Origin of the sequence: Rhizobium sp. WW22 (genome assembly GCF_047041135.1) — a bacterium.
GTDB lineage: Bacteria > Pseudomonadota > Alphaproteobacteria > Rhizobiales > Rhizobiaceae > Rhizobium.
This window is the reverse complement of record NZ_CP178199.1, coordinates 515521-532777: the sequence shown is the minus strand read 5'-3', so window position 1 is coordinate 532777 and position 17257 is coordinate 515521. Positions and strand designations below refer to the sequence as shown.

Sequence of the window (17257 nt, the reverse complement as noted above, 5' to 3'; positions counted from 1 at the left end):
CATGCAGCACGTCAGACGTTCGCCGGAAGAAATCGCCGCCAATCGCGCGCGGTATGAAGACCATCAAAGGAAGGGGCTGGAATTCGCGCCCAAAGCATTGCCGGCGCCAAGCCCGCGTCCCGCTCAGCCGATCGACCCCGCCCTTATTCTCCACCGGGAGACTGTCCCCGGCGGCTGGTACTGGTCGACATGTGTCAAGACGGGTGAGACGCTGCGCATCGCGCAGGAGCATGCCTTTTCCACCGTATCGCTGATCGCCTGGAACGCGGCGGATCCGAGCGAGCGGCTGAACCTTGTCGATACGGTCAAGATGCAATGGACGACGGCGCTGTCGAAGGGCCGCGTGATCTTTTCCGACATGGGCCGCGTCATGTTCTCGGTGACGGAAGATTCGTCCGGCGCCCATGATTGCCTGATGGGAGGCTCCACCGCCGCCTCCAACGAGGCAAAATATAGCCAACGCCTGCGCAACAGCCGCGACAACTTCATCCTGCTCGCAACGAAAGCAGGCTTGGATCGGCGCGATATTCCCGCCGCCCTCACGCTTTTCGCGCCCGTCCGGGTCGATGCGGACGGCAAGTTCGTGTGGAAGCCGGAACTACTGCACGATGGCGACTATATCCATCTTCGCGCCGAAATGGACATGATCGTCGGCTTTTCCAACTGCCCTCACCCGCTCGATCCAAACCCGCATTACGCACCGAAACCGGTGACCGTGACCCGCATTGCCGCTCAGCCTATCGCTGAAGACGATCTGTGTCGCACGGCCACCGCCGAAGCCGTGCGTGGCTTTGAAAACAACGCCTTCGCCAATCTTTGAGCCGGGAGAACGATCATGAGCGATTTCATTCAGACCGCGCCGTCCCGCACGCTCGACAAGGCGGTGCAGGATCATTTCATCGCCGCCGAGGCTCCCTTCTCGACCATCGTGCGCAAGGGCCAGACGCTGCGCATCGAGGATAGCTACGGCCAGCAGGCAATCGACACGCTGTTCTACAATGCCGAGGATTATTCCGAGCGCTATTCCAACCAGGATACGATGCGCGAACAGGGTGCCGCCTATATCACCACAGGCACCCGGATCATCTCCAACGAGGGGCGCGTCATGCTGACGATGACCGCCGACAGCTGCGGCCGTCATGACACATCGGCGGGCGCCTGCTCCTGCGAGAGCAACACGGTGCGTTTCGGCCATGGCACGAAATATCTTCACGCCTGCCGGGACAATTTCGTGCTGGAAGTCTCAAAGCACGGCATGGGCAAGCGCGACGTTGTGCCCAACATCAATTTCTTCATGAACGTGCCGATCGAACCATCAGGTGAGATGACGATCGTCGACGGCATCTCCGCTCCTGGCGACTATGTCGAGCTCAAGGCCGAAATGGACGTGCTCCTCGTCATCTCTAATTGCCCGCAGATCAACAATCCCTGCAACGGCTTCGACCCGACGCCGATCCGTGTCCTCGTATGGGACGGTGAGGCCTGAGATGTTCAAGAAAATATTGATCGCCAATCGCGGCGAGATCGCCGTCCGGATCATCGGGACGCTGCGGCGCATGGGCATTGCCTCCGTCGCCGTCTATTCCGATGCAGACCGTTTCTCAAAGGCATCCCTGATGGCCGACGAAGCCGTCAGGCTCGGCCCGGCGCCGGCTTTGGAAAGCTATCTCAATAGCGACGCCGTCATTGCCGCCTGCAAGGCAACCGGCGCCGAGGCGGTGCATCCCGGCTATGGCTTCTTGTCGGAAAACATCGGCTTTGCCGAACGGCTGGCAAAGGAAGGCATCGTCTTCATCGGGCCGACGCCGGACAATATCGCCGCCTTCGGGCTCAAGCACACGGCGCGCGAATTGGCGCGCACAAGCGGGGTGCCGCTGCTTCCGGGTAGCGACCTCGTCGAAACCCGCGAAGCGGCGCTCGTTGCCGCGGCGGAGATTGGCTATCCTGTTATGCTGAAGTCTACGGCCGGCGGCGGCGGCATCGGCATGCAACTCTGCGAGGACGCTGCCAGCCTGAAGGCCGCCTTCGACAGCGTGCAACGCACGGCAAAAGCAAGCTTTGGCGATGCCCGTGTCTATCTGGAGCGCTTCGTTTCCAAGGCTCGGCATGTCGAGGTACAGATCTTCGGCGACGGCAAAGGCGGTGTGATCGCGCTTGGCGAACGCGATTGCTCGTTGCAACGCCGGAACCAGAAGGTGATCGAAGAGACGCCCGCGCCCGATCTTTCGCCTTCGGTGCGCAAACGTCTCCATGCAGCGGCGGTGGCACTCGGCACCTCCGCCCACTATCAGTCCGCCGGCACGGTCGAATTCATTTATGACCCCGCACGCGAGGAATTCTACTTCCTCGAGGTCAATACGAGGCTTCAGGTCGAACATCCGGTCACCGAGGCCGTCTATGGTATCGATCTCGTCGAGTGGATGATCCGCCAGGCGGCCGGCGAAGAGGTGATCACAGGCAACGATCGACTTGTTCCGAAGGGTGCGGCGATCGAGGCGCGCATCTATGCCGAGATGCCGCATGCGGGCTTCAGGCCAAGCGCCGGCCTTTTGACCGAAGTCACTTTTCCGGAAGGCACGCGCGTCGACGGCTGGATCGAGACGGGTACGGAGGTCACTCCCTATTACGATCCCATGCTTGCCAAGGTGATCGTTGCGGCCGAAGACCGGCCGGCCGCGATCGAGAAACTCAAAACCGCACTTTCGCAAAGCTCCATCTCCGGCATCGAAACCAACCTCGACTATCTGAAGGCAATTGCCGGATCGGAACTGCTCGCCAGCGGCAAGGTGGCAACGACGGCGCTGAAGGATTTTCCCTTCGTGCCCGACGTGATCGAGGTGGTGGCGCCCGGCGCGCAGTCGAGCATTCAGGAGCTTCCCGGCAGGCTGGGGCTCTGGCATGTCGGCGTGCCACCGAGCGGGCCGATGGACGAGCGCTCGTTCCGCCAGGCAAACAGACTGGTCGGCAATGCCGATGAGACCGCAGCTCTGGAGCTGACCGTCTCGGGCCCGGTGCTCAAGATCTTCTCCGACGTCATGATCGCGCTTGCGGGCGCCCATATGCCGATGAGCCTTGATGGCGTTCCATTACCGCATGGTGAGGCCGTCATCGCAAAAACAGGGCAGACGCTTGCCATCGGCGCCATAGAAGGGCCGGGCCAGCGCTCCTACCTGGCCGTTTCAGGTGGTTTTGCCGCGCCGCTCATGCTCGGCTCTAGGGCAACCTTCGGCCTCGGCCGCTTCGGAGGCCACGCGACCGGTACACTCCAGACCGGCCATGTGCTGCGACTGGCACGGACACGGCAGCCTCAGGCCAAGCCTGCGGACATGCCGGCAGCCCTCACGCGCACCTGGGAGGTCGGCGTTGTCTATGGGCCGCACGGCGCGCCGGACTTCTTTCTGGACGAAGACATCGAGACGCTGTTTTCGACCGAATATGAAGTGCATTTCAACAGTGCCCGCACCGGCGTCCGTCTGATCGGCCCTGCTCCCAAATGGGCGCGTAGCGACGGCGGTGAGGCTGGTCTTCACCCCTCCAACCTTCACGACAATGCCTATGCGATCGGCGCGATCGACTTCACCGGCGACATGCCAATCATTCTTGGTCCCGATGGACCGAGCCTTGGCGGCTTCGTCTGCCCGGCCGTCATTGCGCGCGACGAGCAATGGAAGATGGGCCAGTTCAAGCCGGGCGACAAAATCCGTTTTCACCCGGTGGCGCGCAGTCAGGACGCTATCGCCGGTCCGACAGTTCGCCGTGCACCCGAGGAGACCGGATCGGCGATCGTCGGCCAAAGCCAGGATGGGCCAGTGCCTGTCGTCTATCGCCGGCAGGGTGATGACAACCTGCTTATCGAATACGGGCCGATGACACTTGATATCGCCCTGCGTTTGCGCGTGCATCTGCTGATGCAGGCAGTCGTCGAGGCACGCCTGCCTGGGATCATCGACCTGACGCCCGGCATCCGTTCGCTGCAGATCCATTATGACGGTACGACGCTGACGCGGAAACGCCTCGTTGGCCTTTTGACCGAGATCGAAGCAAAACTGCCGCCGGCGCAAGACGTCAAAGTCCAAAGCCGGATCGTGCATCTGCCGCTTTCCTGGAACGATCCGCAGGCCGAGCTTGCTATGCGTAAGTATCAGGAGCTCGTGCGCCCGAATGCGCCATGGTGCCCCTCCAACATCGAGTTCATCCGCCGCATCAACGGCCTGCCCGACGAGCAGGCGGTGCGCGATATCGTCTTCGATGCCAGCTACCTCGTGCTCGGTCTTGGCGATGTCTATCTCGGTGCACCGGTCGCCACACCGATCGATCCACGCCATCGGCTCGTGACGACGAAATACAATCCGGCGCGCACATGGACACCGGAAAACGCCGTCGGCATCGGCGGTGCCTATATGTGCATCTATGGCATGGAGGGACCGGGCGGCTACCAGCTCTTCGGCCGCACGATCCAGGTCTGGAACAGCTGGCGGCAGACGCCGGTTTTTGCCAAGGACAAGCCATGGCTTCTCAACTTCTTCGACCAGATCCGCTTCTTCCCCGTCACGCATGACGAACTGAACGAAGCGCGTGCGGCCTTCCCGCACGGTGGCTATCCGATCAGGATCGAGGAGACGGAATTCTCCTACGCTGCCTATGAGGCGGACCTCGCACGCGAGGCTGCGGCGATCGGTGCTTTCAAGTCCAGGCAGCAGGCAGCCTTCGAGGCGGAACGGCAACGCTGGAAGGAGCTGGGACTCGACAGCTTCTCGGTCGACGAAGGTGCAGGCCCTGCCCTTGCCGGAGATATACCGGAAGGTTGCTTCGGCATCGAAAGCGCGGTGCCCGGCAATGTTTGGAAGATACTTGTCGAGGAAGGCCAGCCGGTCGCAGCCGGCGATACTTTGGCCATCATCGAGTCGATGAAAATGGAAATCAACGTCACCGCCCACGCTGCGGGACGCGTCCGCGATCTGCGCGCAGCACCTGGGCGCAACGTCAAGGCCGGCGACGTGCTTGTCATTCTGGAGGAAATCTGATGCTGCCTACTATCCTCGACCTAACCTCGTTGAAAGAGGCTTATGGAGCAGGTCTATCGCCCCTCGACCTCGTGGAGGAGATCATTGCGAGATGCAAAGCATCGGACGATCCAGCAATCTTCATCACGCCGACATCTCCTGAGGCGTTGCGAGCTGCGGCGACGGAATTGCTGGCGACGGCACCGGAGCCAAACAGCCTGCCGCTCTGGGGCATACCTTTTGCAGTCAAGGACAATATCGATGTCGCAGGCCTGCCAACGACGGCCGCCTGCCCGGCCTTTGCCTATCATCCCGAAGCGGATGCGACAGTGGTTGCGCGTCTGCGGGCTGCCGGCGCAATCGTCATCGGCAAGACCAACCTCGACCAGTTCGCAACCGGCCTCAACGGCACGCGCTCGCCCCATGGTGCGCCCCGCTCAGTTTTCGATCGCGCCTATGTTTCCGGCGGCTCCAGTTCCGGCTCCGCTGTAGCGGTCGCTGCTGGTCTTGCGAGCTTCTCGCTGGGAACTGATACTGCAGGCTCCGGCCGGGTGCCGGCCGCCTTCAACAATCTCGTCGGCATCAAGCCGACGCCGGGGCTTGCTCCCAATGTTGGCGTCGTACCGGCTTGCCGCAGCGTCGATGTCGTCACGGTGTTCGCCGCGACGGTTGGTGACGGGGTCGCCATTCGCCGGATCATGGAAGGCTACGACGCCCGTGATCCGTTCTCGCGAGAAGCGGCTCCAGCGAGCCTACCGTCGGCGCGCCCGCGCGTCGGTGTGCTGGACGGAGCCGAGCGCGAATTTTATGGCAACAGGCATGTCGAGGCCCTCTACGATGCCGCCATCGACAGGGCGAGATCGCTCGGGGCGGAGATCGTACCTTTCGACTATGCGCCTTTCCGCCTGGCTGCCGAACTGCTCTACAACGGCCCCTGGGTTGCCGAGCGCCTCGCGGCGGTAAAGGACTTCCTCGCAAGCAATGCCGGCGATTTCGATCCGACCGTCAGAACCATCATCGAGGCGGCGCGAGGCTATGATGCCGTTGCGGCCTTCGAAGGCAAGTACAGGCTGGAGGCATTGCGGCAAAAGACGAAGGCGGAGTGGGAGAAGGTCGATTTCCTGATGCTGCCGACATCGCCCACGACCTATACGGTCGAGGAAATGCAGGCCGATCCGATCGTCAGAAACAGCCATTTCGGCCGTTATACCAATTTCGCCAACCTGCTTGATTGCGCGGCGATCGCCATACCCGCAGGCTTCGATGCCGACGGCCATCTGCCAGCCGGTGTAATGCTCGTCGGGCCGGCCTTTACCGACGACGCTTTGGCCCCTTTCGCCGATGCCATGCATCGAGCGGTAAATAGCGGAATGGGTAGGGATCGCATGGCGGCACTGCCGGACGGAAGCCGTGTAACACCCGAAGCCGCTGACGTCGTTCCGATCGTCGTTGTCGGCGCGCATCTGACCGGCATGCCGCTCAACCACGAGCTCACCGGAAAAGGCGGATACAGAATGATGACGGGTCGAACGGACGGCAGTTACCGACTTTTCGCCCTGCCGGGGACGATACCACCCAAGCCGGGTTTGGTGCGCGATCCGAACTTTGCCGGCAACGGTATCGAAATCGAGGTATGGGCGTTACCGCCGACCGCATTTGCCCACTTCGTCCAGAATATTCCCGCCCCGCTGGGGATCGGCAAGATCCAGCTTGAGGACGGCAGCCATGTTTCCGGATTCCTCTGTGAAGCCCATGCCACAGCCGGTGCCAAGGATATCACCGGGTTTGGCGGCTGGCGAAATTTCATTCGCGCCGCGAATGCCACGGTTTAAAGGAGATACGAGATGAGAAAGATTCTCCTACAGGCATTGCAAATCGTCCTTCATGGCCTGATCGCGAGAACCCAGGCAATTGGCAGCCCTGAGCTGCCTCGCTCGCAGCAAAGCAGCCTCGGAGACCAATAAAATATTTTGTACGGGGCGGGTTCACCGATGCCGAAGAGAAAACGCCGACGAGTGAGTGCCGTCATACGAGATGATTGCACTCACTCCGGTCACCACATCAGCATCAGAGCAACATCGATGCACCACGGTCGAGATAGGTATCGAGGAATTGCTCAAGACGAGGATTTCTCGGCTTCTTGAACACTTCTTGGGGCGGCCCGCTAAACAGCACCTTGCCGTGATCGAGAAAGATGATCTGCTGGCCGACGGTCGCAGCGAAACCGATTTCGTGCGAAACGACAACCATCGTCATGCCTTCGGCTGCCAGGTCGCGCATGACGTTCAAGACCTCGCCGGTCAGTTCCGGATCGAGCGATGATGTCGGTTCATCGAACAGCATGATCTTCGGCTTCAAAGCGAGGGCGCGGGCGATCGCCACGCGTTGCTGTTGTCCGCCGGAAAGCTGTGACGGATAATGCCCTGCTCTCGCCTCAAGCCCAACCTTGACGAGTTGCACCATGGCCGCATCCTCGGCTTGCTTTCGGCTCATCTTGTGAACCGTCTTCAATGCCTCGCTGACATTGCCGAGCGCCGTCATATGCGGCCAAAGATTGAACTGCTGGAACACCATGCCGATCTGGGCGCGGATCGAGCGATTGGTGGCTGCCGAGATCCGTTCACGGCGCCCTTGAGAATCCTCGGCAAAGCCAAGAACCTCGCCATTGATGGAGATCGTCCCGCGCGTTGCCTCTTCAAGAAAAGCCATGCATCGCAAGAGCGTGCTCTTGCCGGAACCGGATGGACCGATGAGGCAGGAGACCTGCCCCGGCTCGATGGCGAGATCGATGCCATGAAGGACGGTGGTCTCTCCGAACGTCTTGACGAGATTCCTGACTTCTATAGCGGGGACGCTCATGCGTTGAAAAACCTGAATCTGGAAAGTTTCGTTTCGGCAAGGTTGCCAAGCCAGCCGGTGACTTCGACCAGCACCCAGTAGAAGAGCGCCAGGGCCGAAAGCGCCTCGACGAAGGCATATTGCTGCGATCCGATCGCGCTGAGCGTCGCCGTCAATTCCGGCACCGTAATGATGGAGAGGACCGCCGTCTCCTTCATCAAAATGACGGTCATGTTCACACAGGGCGGCAGCACCAGCATCGTCATCTCCGGCAGGAGAATGCGCCTGATGATCTGCCCCCGCGTCAAGCCGACGCATTCGCCAGCCTCGATATGACCTTTCGGCACGGCCCGAAATCCGGAACGGAAGATTTCGCTGAAATAAGCCGCTCCATAGATCGAAATGCCGATCAGTCCGGCAGGCACTGGATCGAGCTCGAGACCGACGAAAGGGCCGCCATAATAGACGAGGAAGATCTGGATAAGAAACGGCGTGCCGCGCAGCACCGCCACGATGGCACCCAGCACCTTATCGACCACCACGCCGCCATATTGCCGGGCAACCGCCATCAGGAAACCGATAACGGCCGCGGCAATGGTGCCTATAATCCATATCATGATCGTTACGCCGGCGCCGCTGAGGATGGCGGGCCACTGCCCGATCAGGACGTTGATGTCGAAGGTCATCGCGGTACTCCGGGCAATCTGCTTTCGATCAAGCCGCCGGCAAGCGCCACCACCCAGTTGATCACGAGATAGATAAGGCCGGCCGAGGCGAAGATCTGCAGCGGCAAAAGGTGCTGCCGGCAAGATCCTGGGCCATACGGGTCAGTTCTACGATGCCGACAACAGAGACCAGCGACGATGCCTTCAGAATGAGGATCGCCTCGTTAACAAGAGCCGGAAAGGTTAGCCGCAGCGCGATCGGAACCTTGATGCGGCGAAAGATCTGGCGCGGCGTCAGGCCAACCATCTCCGCCGACTCCACAAGGCCCAACGGCACGCTGGCAAAGCCGCCGCGCAGATTCTCTGCCTGGTAGGCAGCTGTGCAGAGCGACAGGCCGATGACGGCGGCCACGATGCTTGGCACGTTGAGGCCGACAGCCGGGAGCAGATTGTAAATCAGCAGCAACTGCACCAGCAGCGGCACGCCGCGAAAAAAGCTGATGAAAAACTGGGCAGGTCGCACGAAAAGGCTACGCCCCGTCAGCAACATTCCCGAAATCAGGATCGCAATTGCAAAACCGATAAAGATCGACACAAAGCTGATCGTCACCGTGTAGATGGATGCCTGTACAAGCAATCCAAAGAGCTCGATGGACATTGTTGAGTGTTCGCCCGCGTGGTGACCAGGAAGCTGGGATCTCGGTCGTCAGCCGTACCCGACAAAAAGCGGGCACGGCCGGTTTCCGAGGACTGATCAGAATGCCGGGTCCTTGACAGCGTCAGGCGTGTCGAAGCTTGCGCCGAACCATTTCTTCTGCAGCGTCGCCATGCGGCCGTCGGCCTTGATCTTCAGCATGGCGGCATCGATGGCGTCCATCAGCGGCGCGTGATCGGCATCCTTCAAGCCGATGAAGCCGAAATAGGACTTCTTGCCGAAGGGCGGCAGCACGACTTCGAACGTGCCTTCACGCTGTTTGGCGACGAACGCAATATTCGGCAGCGAATTGGCAACGCCGGCGATACGGCCGGCTGCCAGGTCGGCGTAGGATTCCGTAAAGGCCGGATATTCGCGGATATCGGCTTTCGTCGGCAGGGTGTCAGAAAATTCCTTGAGCTGATCGAGCTGCGCCGTCGCCTTACCGACGCCGATCTTCTTGCCGGCGATGTCTTCCGGTTTGCTGATCGTCTTGTCACCCGCCTTCTTCAGGATCGCAATGGTCGCTTCGGCCAACGGCGGCGTGAAGCGATAGCGCTCCATGCGCTTCTTGGTGATCGTTGCCGGACCGGCAACGACGTCGAACTTTCCAGCTTCAAGCGCCGGGAACACGCCGTCCCATGGGAGCGTGACCCATTCGATCTTCACGCCCAACTCCTTGCCGATCTCGTCGAAGAGGTCAACGTTCAAGCCAACGTGCTTGCCTGCATCGATGAAATCGAACGGGGCGAAGGCCGTCTCGGTGCCGACCTTCAGGGTGCCGGCGGCCTTGACCGCGGCAAGCGTGTCAGCCGCATGGGCCGAAATCGTTGCGCCAAATAAAAGTGCGGCGCCAACCAACCCCTTCAGAAGCGAATTCTTCGTCATGTCTTTCTCTCCAGTTTTGTACCCTTCCCTTGGAAGGTTCAGGTTCCCCAAGCATTGTCCCGTCAGGCCGATTTCTATGACCTTTTTTGTCTATACAAATAGATACAGCCTCGCCTACACTGTCAAATACAAAACATAACGAACGCAAGAATTATGCCGCATGATGCCCGATGGATCTGGCAGAAGCGGTTTTCACGGACATTGAGTTCATTGCCGGAGCAAGGCGAGCGTTGGTCCCAATTCATCAGAAAATTCTGAAGGATATCGAAAGCAGGATCGTGAGCGGCATCTGGCCGCCGGGGTACCGAATACCTGTCGAACACGAGCTGCTGAAAGAATATCAATGCTCTCGGATGACCGTGAACAAGGCGCTCTCGACCCTGGCTGAGCGTGGCATGATCATACGTCGTCGCAAGCTCGGCTCCTTTGTCGCTTCGCGGCAAATCGATCGCACGGTCATGGACATCCAGGATATTTCCACAGAAGCGGAGTTGGCGGGACACGAACATAGCCACACGATGCTGATGCGGAAAGTCGAAAGGCTCGATTCTGCCACCGCGATGCGGCTTGGCGAAACCATGGGGGCGGAAATCCTGCGGCTCCATTGCCTGCATGCGGTCGATGGCAAAGCGAATGCGCTGGAGCGGCGCATCATCATGCTGGACTTGGTGCCTTCAGCAAGAACCGAGAGTTTCGCTTCGGTACCACCAGGCAAATGGTTGCTGGACAGGGTGCCCTGGTCGAAGGCCCGGCATGTCATTCGAGCCGTCTCGGCCGATGCTGCGACGGCTCGCTTGCTTGAGACCGAACGCGGTGAAGCCTGCCTGACGCTCATCCGTCAGACATGGCAGAGCAGTCGCACGGTCACCTATGTCGAATTCATCCATCCCGGCGATCGTTTCCAGTTCGCCGGCGACTTTCATCCCAATGAAAGAGGCGTCATCGATCAACCACCGCAAGGAAGCACTTCTTGAACGACAAACGGATTAACAGGGCAGTTCCGCTTAAGGGCTTGCAAGCCTTTGAAGCCGTCGGCCGTTGCGGCAGCGTGAGCGCCGCAGCCTTGGAGCTGAAGGTTTCGCCCGGGGCGGTCAGTCAGCAGATTCGGAAGATCGAAAGCTTTCTCGGCGTCACCTTGCTTGAGCGCAATGGTCGAACGGTGGAGCTCACCCAATGGGGGCGACTCTATCATCAGGAAATATCGAAAGGTTTCGAACAATTCGCAGCCGCGGAGCAGATCCTGGAACGGGCTCGCAACGAGAATGCCCTGGTTCTCAGCGCGCTATCTTCCGTCGTCAACAAATGGATCGGGCGCCGGATCTTCGACTGGCAGGCCCTCCATCCAAATGCGCATGTCAGGATCGTCGGTCGCGACAAGGAACCACGCATGGGCTTCGACGACATTGATTTCCGCATCAGCTACGGATCGGACGTACTGCAGCACGAACACTATACCGAGCTGTTCCGCGATTGGGTGGTTCCCGCCTGCTCGCCGGCCCTGATCAAGGGCAAAGCGCCTTCTGCGACGCAACTTCTTCAATATCCGCTCCTGCATGTCGAATGGGAGCGGCATTTCACGCCCTATCCAAGCTGGCTGGAATTCGCCGCGAAGACGGGAGCGGCACTCGAGGAAACCGCCGCCGACCTTTCCTTCACCTTATCGAGCAGCGCAATCGACGCTGCCGTCAACAAGCGCGGCGTCGTCCTCGCGCAGATGTCGATGATTGCAGATGAGCTGGAGGCGCAAACGCTCATCATTCCCCTCGACATACGCATTCCCCTGCGCGAAAGCTACTTTCTCGCCTGGGACCGGGCTGCCTTGGAAAAACCGCACGGGCGCCAGTTTCGCGATTGGCTCGTCGCCATTTCCCGCCAGCAGGGTCTGGTATCGGCGCCCGCACCAACATTTTAGAAAAACTAAAACGGAACTCAGGTGCACGATATTGATGAAATTTTGCGCCTGGCGATAATTTGCGCATTCGCCTTCAACGGGACTGCGTGGCCGATATAAAGGGAGAATTCGATGGCACGGACCGACAAGATGAAACTCGGAACTTTCGTCTATACGTTCGGCTTTCATCCAGCCTCCTGGCTGCATCCGGCAAGCGATGTCAACGGCGCCAACGACTTCGCGCATCTGCTCGATGTCGCCAAACGATCCGAGGCGGCGAAATTCGATTTCATGTTCATGGCCGATTCTCCGGCAGCGGCCGTCGGCGATCCGAATGCGCTCGCCCGGATTCCAACCAAGATGAACCGCTTCGAGCCCCTGTCGCTGCTCTCGGCACTCGCGGTCACGACCAACGATCTCGGTCTCGTGGCGACAGTCTCGACGAGTTACTATGAGCCCTACAATGTAGCCCGTCTGTTTGCCTCGATCGACCATCTGAGCAAGGGCCGCGCCTGCTGGAATGTCGTCACGTCAGACCATGACGAAACCGGCTACAACTTCAATCGCGAGGGGCTCGATCCGCACGCGCTGCGCTATGAGCGCGGCAACGAATTCGTCGATGTCGTCTTCGGCCTTTGGGACAGTTTCGAGGAAGGCGCACTCCTTCTTGATCGCGAATCCGGCGTCTACTATGACAAGGACAAGCACCACACGCTCAACCACAAGGGCAAGCACTTTCAGGTTCGCGGCCCCCTTAATATCGCGCGCACGCCGCAGGGCCGTCCTGTCATCGCCCAGGCGGGTGGTTCCGAACCCGGAATGGATATGGCGGCACGCACGGCCGAGATCGTCTTCAGCCTCGCATCGAACATCGAGCGGAACCGGTCCTTCTACGACAATGTCAAAGGCCGGATGGCCGCCTACGGCCGCGATCGGGATGATCTGAAAATCATGCCGGGCATCGTTGTCAATGTCGGTGAAACCGAGGCCGAGGCAAAGGCGAAGGTGGACTATCTGATCGACAAGATGCATCCCGATGTCGGGCGGTTGATGCTCTCCGAATTCCTGGAGGCGGACCTGCGGGGCGTGGCTCTCGATGCGCCTTTCCCGATGGAGCGGCTGCCGGCCGCTCCGAAAGGGTCGCGTGCCCTGTTCGACGAACTGGTCGATTTCGTCAAGAGCGGCCACACGGTCGGCGAACTGATCCGGCACTATGCCGAGAAACACACCGGCAATGGCATAACGGGCACGCCGGCCCAGATCGCCGACTACATGGAAGAGTGGTTCGAGACGCGTGCCGCCGACGGCTTTATCCTGATGTTTCCGACCTTGCCATCCAGCCTCGACGACTTCGTGCGGCTCGTCCTGCCGGAGCTTCGCCGCCGCGGACTGTTCCGCGAGGAATATGAAGGCAGGACCCTTCGCGAAAACCTCGGCATTTCCATGCCGGCAAACCGCTTTGCCAAGAGCTGAGGGCCTGTCCAATGGGTGACGAGGCTCTGATCAGCGATGCGGAATTCAGACTATCGATGCGTCATCTGGCCGGTGCGGTCAGCGTGATAACGGTCGGTGACGGCCAAGACCGCACCGGCTTCACCGCAACATCGGTTTCCTCATTTTCAGCCGATCGGCCTTCCGTCATCGTCAGCATCAACAGGACCTCTTCCTCCTGGCCGGCGCTGCAGCGGTATGGCTGTTTCTGTGTCAACGTGCTTGCGGCCGACCAACAGCACGTCGCGCAATCCTTTTCCGGCATTGGCGGACGCAAGGGCGCCGACCGCTACGAGGGTGCCGGGTGGTATCGCCTCAAGACAGGTGCCGCCGCACTTGAAAATGCCCTGACGGTCCTCGACTGCAAGCTCGAAACCGCATTCCATCACCATTCCCATGCCATTCTGATCGGGCATATCTGTGCGATGGAAATCCGGCAGGACATCGGACCGTTGCTCTACTGGCGAGGTGGCTATCATGACCTCCCGGCGGCGGTTGATGAGCCTGTCTAGCGTAGACGATCCGGCAATAACCTGATCGAGGCAACATCGACATTGGCAAAGGCAAATCTGAGGTAGCGCTCCTGCCCCTCGCCGAAATATGCCCCGGGAATGCAGACCACGCCGCGTTCCCTCGCAAGTTCTTCGGCCACCTCGGACGACGATCGGCCCTCGAAAGGATGGCGAACAAAGGCGAAATAGGCGCCGATCGCTGCAATCTCCCAGCCAGCCAGCTCGGAAAACGCTCCCCTCAAGGCATCGGTACGGCGAGCAATTTCCAGCCGGTTGCCGGCCCGCCAGTCGGCAAGGATAGGCAGAGCCGCCGCGACTGCGATCTGAGCCGAACGCGGGGCGCAGATCTGCATATTGTCCATGACCTTCGCGATCTCCAAGATGAGCCTGGGGCCTGTCGTGATGGCACCGAGGCGATGACCGGGGATGCAGAAGGATTTCGAAAAACTGTAGGGAAGAACGAGCGTATCCTCCCAACCCGGCTCCGACAGCAGGGCATGCGGCCGACCGTAATCTTCGGCCAGGAAATCGCGGTAGGTTTCGTCAACGACCAGCCAGGCGCCATATTTTCGGCAGAGCCTGAAAAGCGCGTGAAGCAGCTCGGGCGGATAGACTGCTCCGGTAGGATTGTTGGGCGTCACGACGGCAAGCATCTTCGCGCCGGCGGAAAGCGCGGCCTCTGCTGAACCGAGATCCGGAAGAAAGCCGGTTGCGGGATCGCACTCGACCAGCCCCCGCCCGATTCCCAGCATCGACAGCGTCGTGTCATGATTGAAATAGAAAGGATTGGTGAGCGCGACCGTATCGCCGGCGCCAGCAAGAGCAATCGCCGTGCACATGAACGCCTGATTGCAGCCGGCCGTGATATGGATATTGCCGGCAGATATGTCCGCGCCGTAAACTTCTGCGACATGTGCGGCATAGGCCTGCCGCAGCAAAGGCTCGCCCTCGATCGGGCCGTATCCCGTCATCGCCTGTTGTGCAGCCGTCTCGCCAAGCAGACGCAGCATTTCAGGATGCGCAGGATAACCGGGCACGGCCTGCGACAGATCAATAAGTGGACCCCTCAATCCCTTGTATTCGCGGCCCCAGGCAACAACGGAAGGGATGGGTGGAGGGGAGAGGCGGGCAACAAGCGAATTGGATTTTGCAGCGGTCATATCGATTTCTCTTTGATACCGATTGCTACAACGATACCAATTGCTTTCTCAACCTCTTTGTTGAGTGATACGGATCTCAAGTGGAGACGCATGCGAATGGTGTGGGACAAGATGCGGCTCGAACAGCTGCGTGCGGAATTTGCAGACAGCAAAGGCGGCGAGATATTCGACGAGAAGTTTCGCAAAGTCGCAGAGAAGATCATCTCCAAGAGCGGCACAAGACTGGCACCATATGCCGGTGTGCCGACTTTCCTCAGCGCGCCCTACATGCAGGTCGCAGCCGACGAGCCTGATTTCGGCAATCTCCAGGTCGCGATCACGGGAATTCCGATGGATCTCGGCGTCACCAACCGCCCCGGCTCCCGCTTCGGACCACGCGCCCTTCGCGCCATCGAAAGGATCGGTCCTTATAACCACGTTCTGGGAACGGCGCCGGTCTTCGATCTTCGCGTCGCCGACATTGGCGACGTGCCGTTCCAGAGCCGCTATAGGCTGGAGCTCAGTCACGAGGACATCGAAAAGCGTATCGGCCAGATCGTCGATGCCGGCGTCGTGCCTCTCTCGGTCGGAGGTGACCACTCCATTACCCATCCCATTTTGAAGGCGGTCGGCCGGAAGGAGCCGGTGGGTCTCATTCATATCGATGCGCACTGCGACACCAGCGGCGCCTTCGATCAGACGAAGTTTCATCACGGCGGACCGTTTCGCAACGCCGTGCTGGATGGCGTGGTCGATCCGACAAGGACGATCCAGATCGGCATCCGCGGTTCGGCGGAATATCTATGGGAGTTCTCCTATAAGTCAGGAATGACCGTGATCCACGCAGAAGACATCAGCGCAATGGGGATGGAAGCCATCATCGCCAAGGCCAAATCCATCGTCGGTGACGGCCCGACCTATCTCTCCTTCGACATCGACAGCCTCGATCCGAGTTTTGCCCCCGGTACAGGCACGCCCGAGATCGGCGGATTGACAACGCGCGAAGTGCTTGAGCTGATACGCGGGCTGAAGGGCATAAATCTCGTAGGCGGCGACGTCGTCGAAGTCGCTCCCCAATATGACGCGACGCCAACACCGCACATGCCGGAGCTCAGGTGCTCTTCGAGATACTCAGCCTCATGGTGTTCAGTCCGTCGATCGGCAACCGCTGAGCATTGTGTTCAGCGAAAGGCAATTTCGCCGCATAGGCTGGGTTTTCATGGCGATACGGAACAGACAATAGTGTGTCGCCATCGGTCCTCTTGGAACGCATGTCGACACACTGTTGTCGCGACGTCTTTGAGCCAGTGGACATTGGGGTGACGCAATGAGTGATACGTTGGTCTGCACCTCATGCGGACTAGACAAGACCGAATCGATCGTCCACGGAGGCTCATACATACTCCGATGCGCCGCTTGCGGCGAAGCAATCGTCGCAACGTCGTTCATGGCGATGCTCGATTCCGAACACGACTGGGCCGCCTTTATCGATGCGGGTCCTGGAAATGTCCCTCAGCCGGAGGCGCTCGTCGCGCGTGGACCGCTTCGTGAGATATCGACGGCGATCAAGGTCTCGGCACGTCATGGAACTCAGATACGCCTGATCCCCGAAAGAGGGGATTGACCGCTATTGACCTGATGCTGCCGTGACGGAAATCCGCCCGAACTCGACATTACTGTGGCTGTTGTCCCCCAGGCGTCGCTTGACGCTCATTTCATTTCGTCGGCTGAGACCGCGCGGACAATTTATTTCCGTCAGGATCGCGAAGATATGCGACGAATGCTCCGTTCGGGCGCTCGGAGGGCGGACTTTCGATCGCCATGCCACCATGCGCGACACCGGCGGCATGCCACGCCAGAACATGGCCGGGGCTCGCGGCGGCTATACCGATAGTCCCGCCGTTAGCCGCGGTCGCAGGCTTGCCATCAATCGGTTTCGTGATCATCAACCGGCCACCCTCGTGGATATAGACCAGTCTGCCTCGCTCATCCATCTCGCCCGGATTACCACCCAATGCACCGAATGTGGCGTCGTAGAAGCTTCTGGCTCGTTCCAAATCGTTGCTGCCGATCATGACGTGAGTGAACATGCTTCATCTCCGGTAAAATACCCAATGGCTCCCATTCAATGCTAGC

The 17257-nt window shown here is 59.9% G+C and carries 14 protein-coding genes and 2 pseudogenes; 10 read left to right on the top strand and 6 right to left on the bottom strand.

All coding sequences use genetic code 11. From position 1 onward, the window contains the following. Position 1: 1 nt before the first annotated feature. Genes ACK83U_RS21420 through atzF form a run of 4 tightly spaced genes read left to right on the top strand, consistent with a single transcriptional unit; the run spans position 2 to position 6835 of the window. Positions 2 to 820 carry an urea amidolyase associated protein UAAP1 gene (locus ACK83U_RS21420; protein ID WP_112608573.1) on the top strand — a complete coding sequence of 273 codons (819 nt, stop codon included), beginning with the start codon at positions 2 to 4 and terminating at the stop codon, positions 818 to 820. Between the two features lie 15 nt (positions 821 to 835). Continuing rightward, positions 836 to 1486, top strand: a complete 651-nt coding sequence (locus ACK83U_RS21415; protein WP_112608571.1) for an urea amidolyase associated protein UAAP2 — start codon at positions 836 to 838, stop codon at positions 1484 to 1486. Between the two features lies 1 nt (position 1487). Further along, positions 1488 to 5024: an urea carboxylase gene (gene uca, locus ACK83U_RS21410; protein ID WP_112608569.1), complete on the top strand. Its 3537-nt coding sequence runs from the start codon at positions 1488 to 1490 to the stop codon at positions 5022 to 5024. Continuing rightward, a complete protein-coding gene (atzF, locus tag ACK83U_RS21405; RefSeq protein ID WP_112608567.1) occupies positions 5024 to 6835 on the top strand; it encodes an allophanate hydrolase in 1812 nt (603 codons plus the stop codon). The genes uca and atzF overlap by 1 nt, the downstream gene beginning before the upstream one ends. Positions 6836 to 7070: 235 nt before the next feature. On the opposite strand, the gene ACK83U_RS21400 is transcribed toward atzF, so the two are convergent. The 4 genes and pseudogenes from ACK83U_RS21400 to ACK83U_RS21385 form a co-directional block, all read right to left on the bottom strand. Next, the gene (locus tag ACK83U_RS21400) at positions 7071 to 7862 is read right to left on the bottom strand and encodes an amino acid ABC transporter ATP-binding protein (RefSeq protein WP_112335937.1); all 792 of its coding nucleotides are present in this window, start codon (positions 7860 to 7862) and stop codon (positions 7071 to 7073) included. Beyond that, complete coding sequence (locus ACK83U_RS21395) at positions 7859 to 8527, bottom strand: amino acid ABC transporter permease (protein WP_112608565.1); 669 nt, start codon at positions 8525 to 8527, stop codon at positions 7859 to 7861. Before ACK83U_RS21395 ends, ACK83U_RS21400 begins: the two co-directional genes overlap by 4 nt. After that, a pseudogene (locus ACK83U_RS21390) lies at positions 8524 to 9164 on the bottom strand (amino acid ABC transporter permease). Before ACK83U_RS21390 ends, ACK83U_RS21395 begins: the two are co-directional and overlap by 4 nt. 96 nt (positions 9165 to 9260) lie before the next feature. Then, entirely contained in the window at positions 9261 to 10088 is an 828-nt protein-coding gene (locus tag ACK83U_RS21385; RefSeq protein WP_112335940.1) for a transporter substrate-binding domain-containing protein, read from the bottom strand. Positions 10089 to 10318: 230 nt separating this feature from the next. On the opposite strand from ACK83U_RS21385, the gene ACK83U_RS21380 reads away from it, so the two are divergent. The 4 genes from ACK83U_RS21380 (at position 10319) to ACK83U_RS21365 (ending at position 13982) form a co-directional block, all read left to right on the top strand. After that, on the top strand, positions 10319 to 11062 hold the full coding sequence (locus tag ACK83U_RS21380; protein ID WP_112609127.1) for a UTRA domain-containing protein: 744 nt from the start codon (positions 10319 to 10321) through the stop codon (positions 11060 to 11062). Continuing rightward, on the top strand, positions 11059 to 12000 hold the full coding sequence (locus ACK83U_RS21375) for a LysR family transcriptional regulator (protein WP_112608563.1): 942 nt from the start codon (positions 11059 to 11061) through the stop codon (positions 11998 to 12000). Before ACK83U_RS21380 ends, ACK83U_RS21375 begins: the two co-directional genes overlap by 4 nt. Before the next feature lie 111 nt (positions 12001 to 12111). Then, positions 12112 to 13452 carry an LLM class flavin-dependent oxidoreductase gene (locus ACK83U_RS21370; protein WP_112608561.1) on the top strand — a complete coding sequence of 447 codons (1341 nt, stop codon included), beginning with the start codon at positions 12112 to 12114 and terminating at the stop codon, positions 13450 to 13452. A gap of 11 nt (positions 13453 to 13463) precedes the next feature. Beyond that, positions 13464 to 13982 carry a flavin reductase family protein gene (locus ACK83U_RS21365; RefSeq protein WP_112608559.1) on the top strand — a complete coding sequence of 173 codons (519 nt, stop codon included), beginning with the start codon at positions 13464 to 13466 and terminating at the stop codon, positions 13980 to 13982. Here ACK83U_RS21365 and ACK83U_RS21360 read toward each other — a convergent pair. Beyond that, positions 13979 to 15142, bottom strand: a complete 1164-nt coding sequence (locus tag ACK83U_RS21360; RefSeq protein WP_112608557.1) for an aminotransferase — start codon at positions 15140 to 15142, stop codon at positions 13979 to 13981. The genes ACK83U_RS21365 and ACK83U_RS21360 overlap by 4 nt on opposite strands. 96 nt (positions 15143 to 15238) lie before the next feature. Between ACK83U_RS21360 and speB the strand changes: the two are divergent. Together speB and ACK83U_RS21350 are read left to right on the top strand one after the other, a co-directional pair. After that, positions 15239 to 16293: pseudogene (speB, locus tag ACK83U_RS21355) on the top strand (agmatinase). 155 nt (positions 16294 to 16448) lie between these two features. Further along, positions 16449 to 16745: a hypothetical protein gene (locus tag ACK83U_RS21350; RefSeq protein ID WP_112608553.1), complete on the top strand. Its 297-nt coding sequence runs from the start codon at positions 16449 to 16451 to the stop codon at positions 16743 to 16745. A 91-nt stretch (positions 16746 to 16836) separates the two neighbouring features. On the opposite strand, the gene ACK83U_RS21345 is transcribed toward ACK83U_RS21350, so the two are convergent. Then, positions 16837 to 17211, bottom strand: a complete 375-nt coding sequence (locus tag ACK83U_RS21345) for a VOC family protein (protein ID WP_112608551.1) — start codon at positions 17209 to 17211, stop codon at positions 16837 to 16839. Positions 17212 to 17257: the final 46 nt, after the last annotated feature.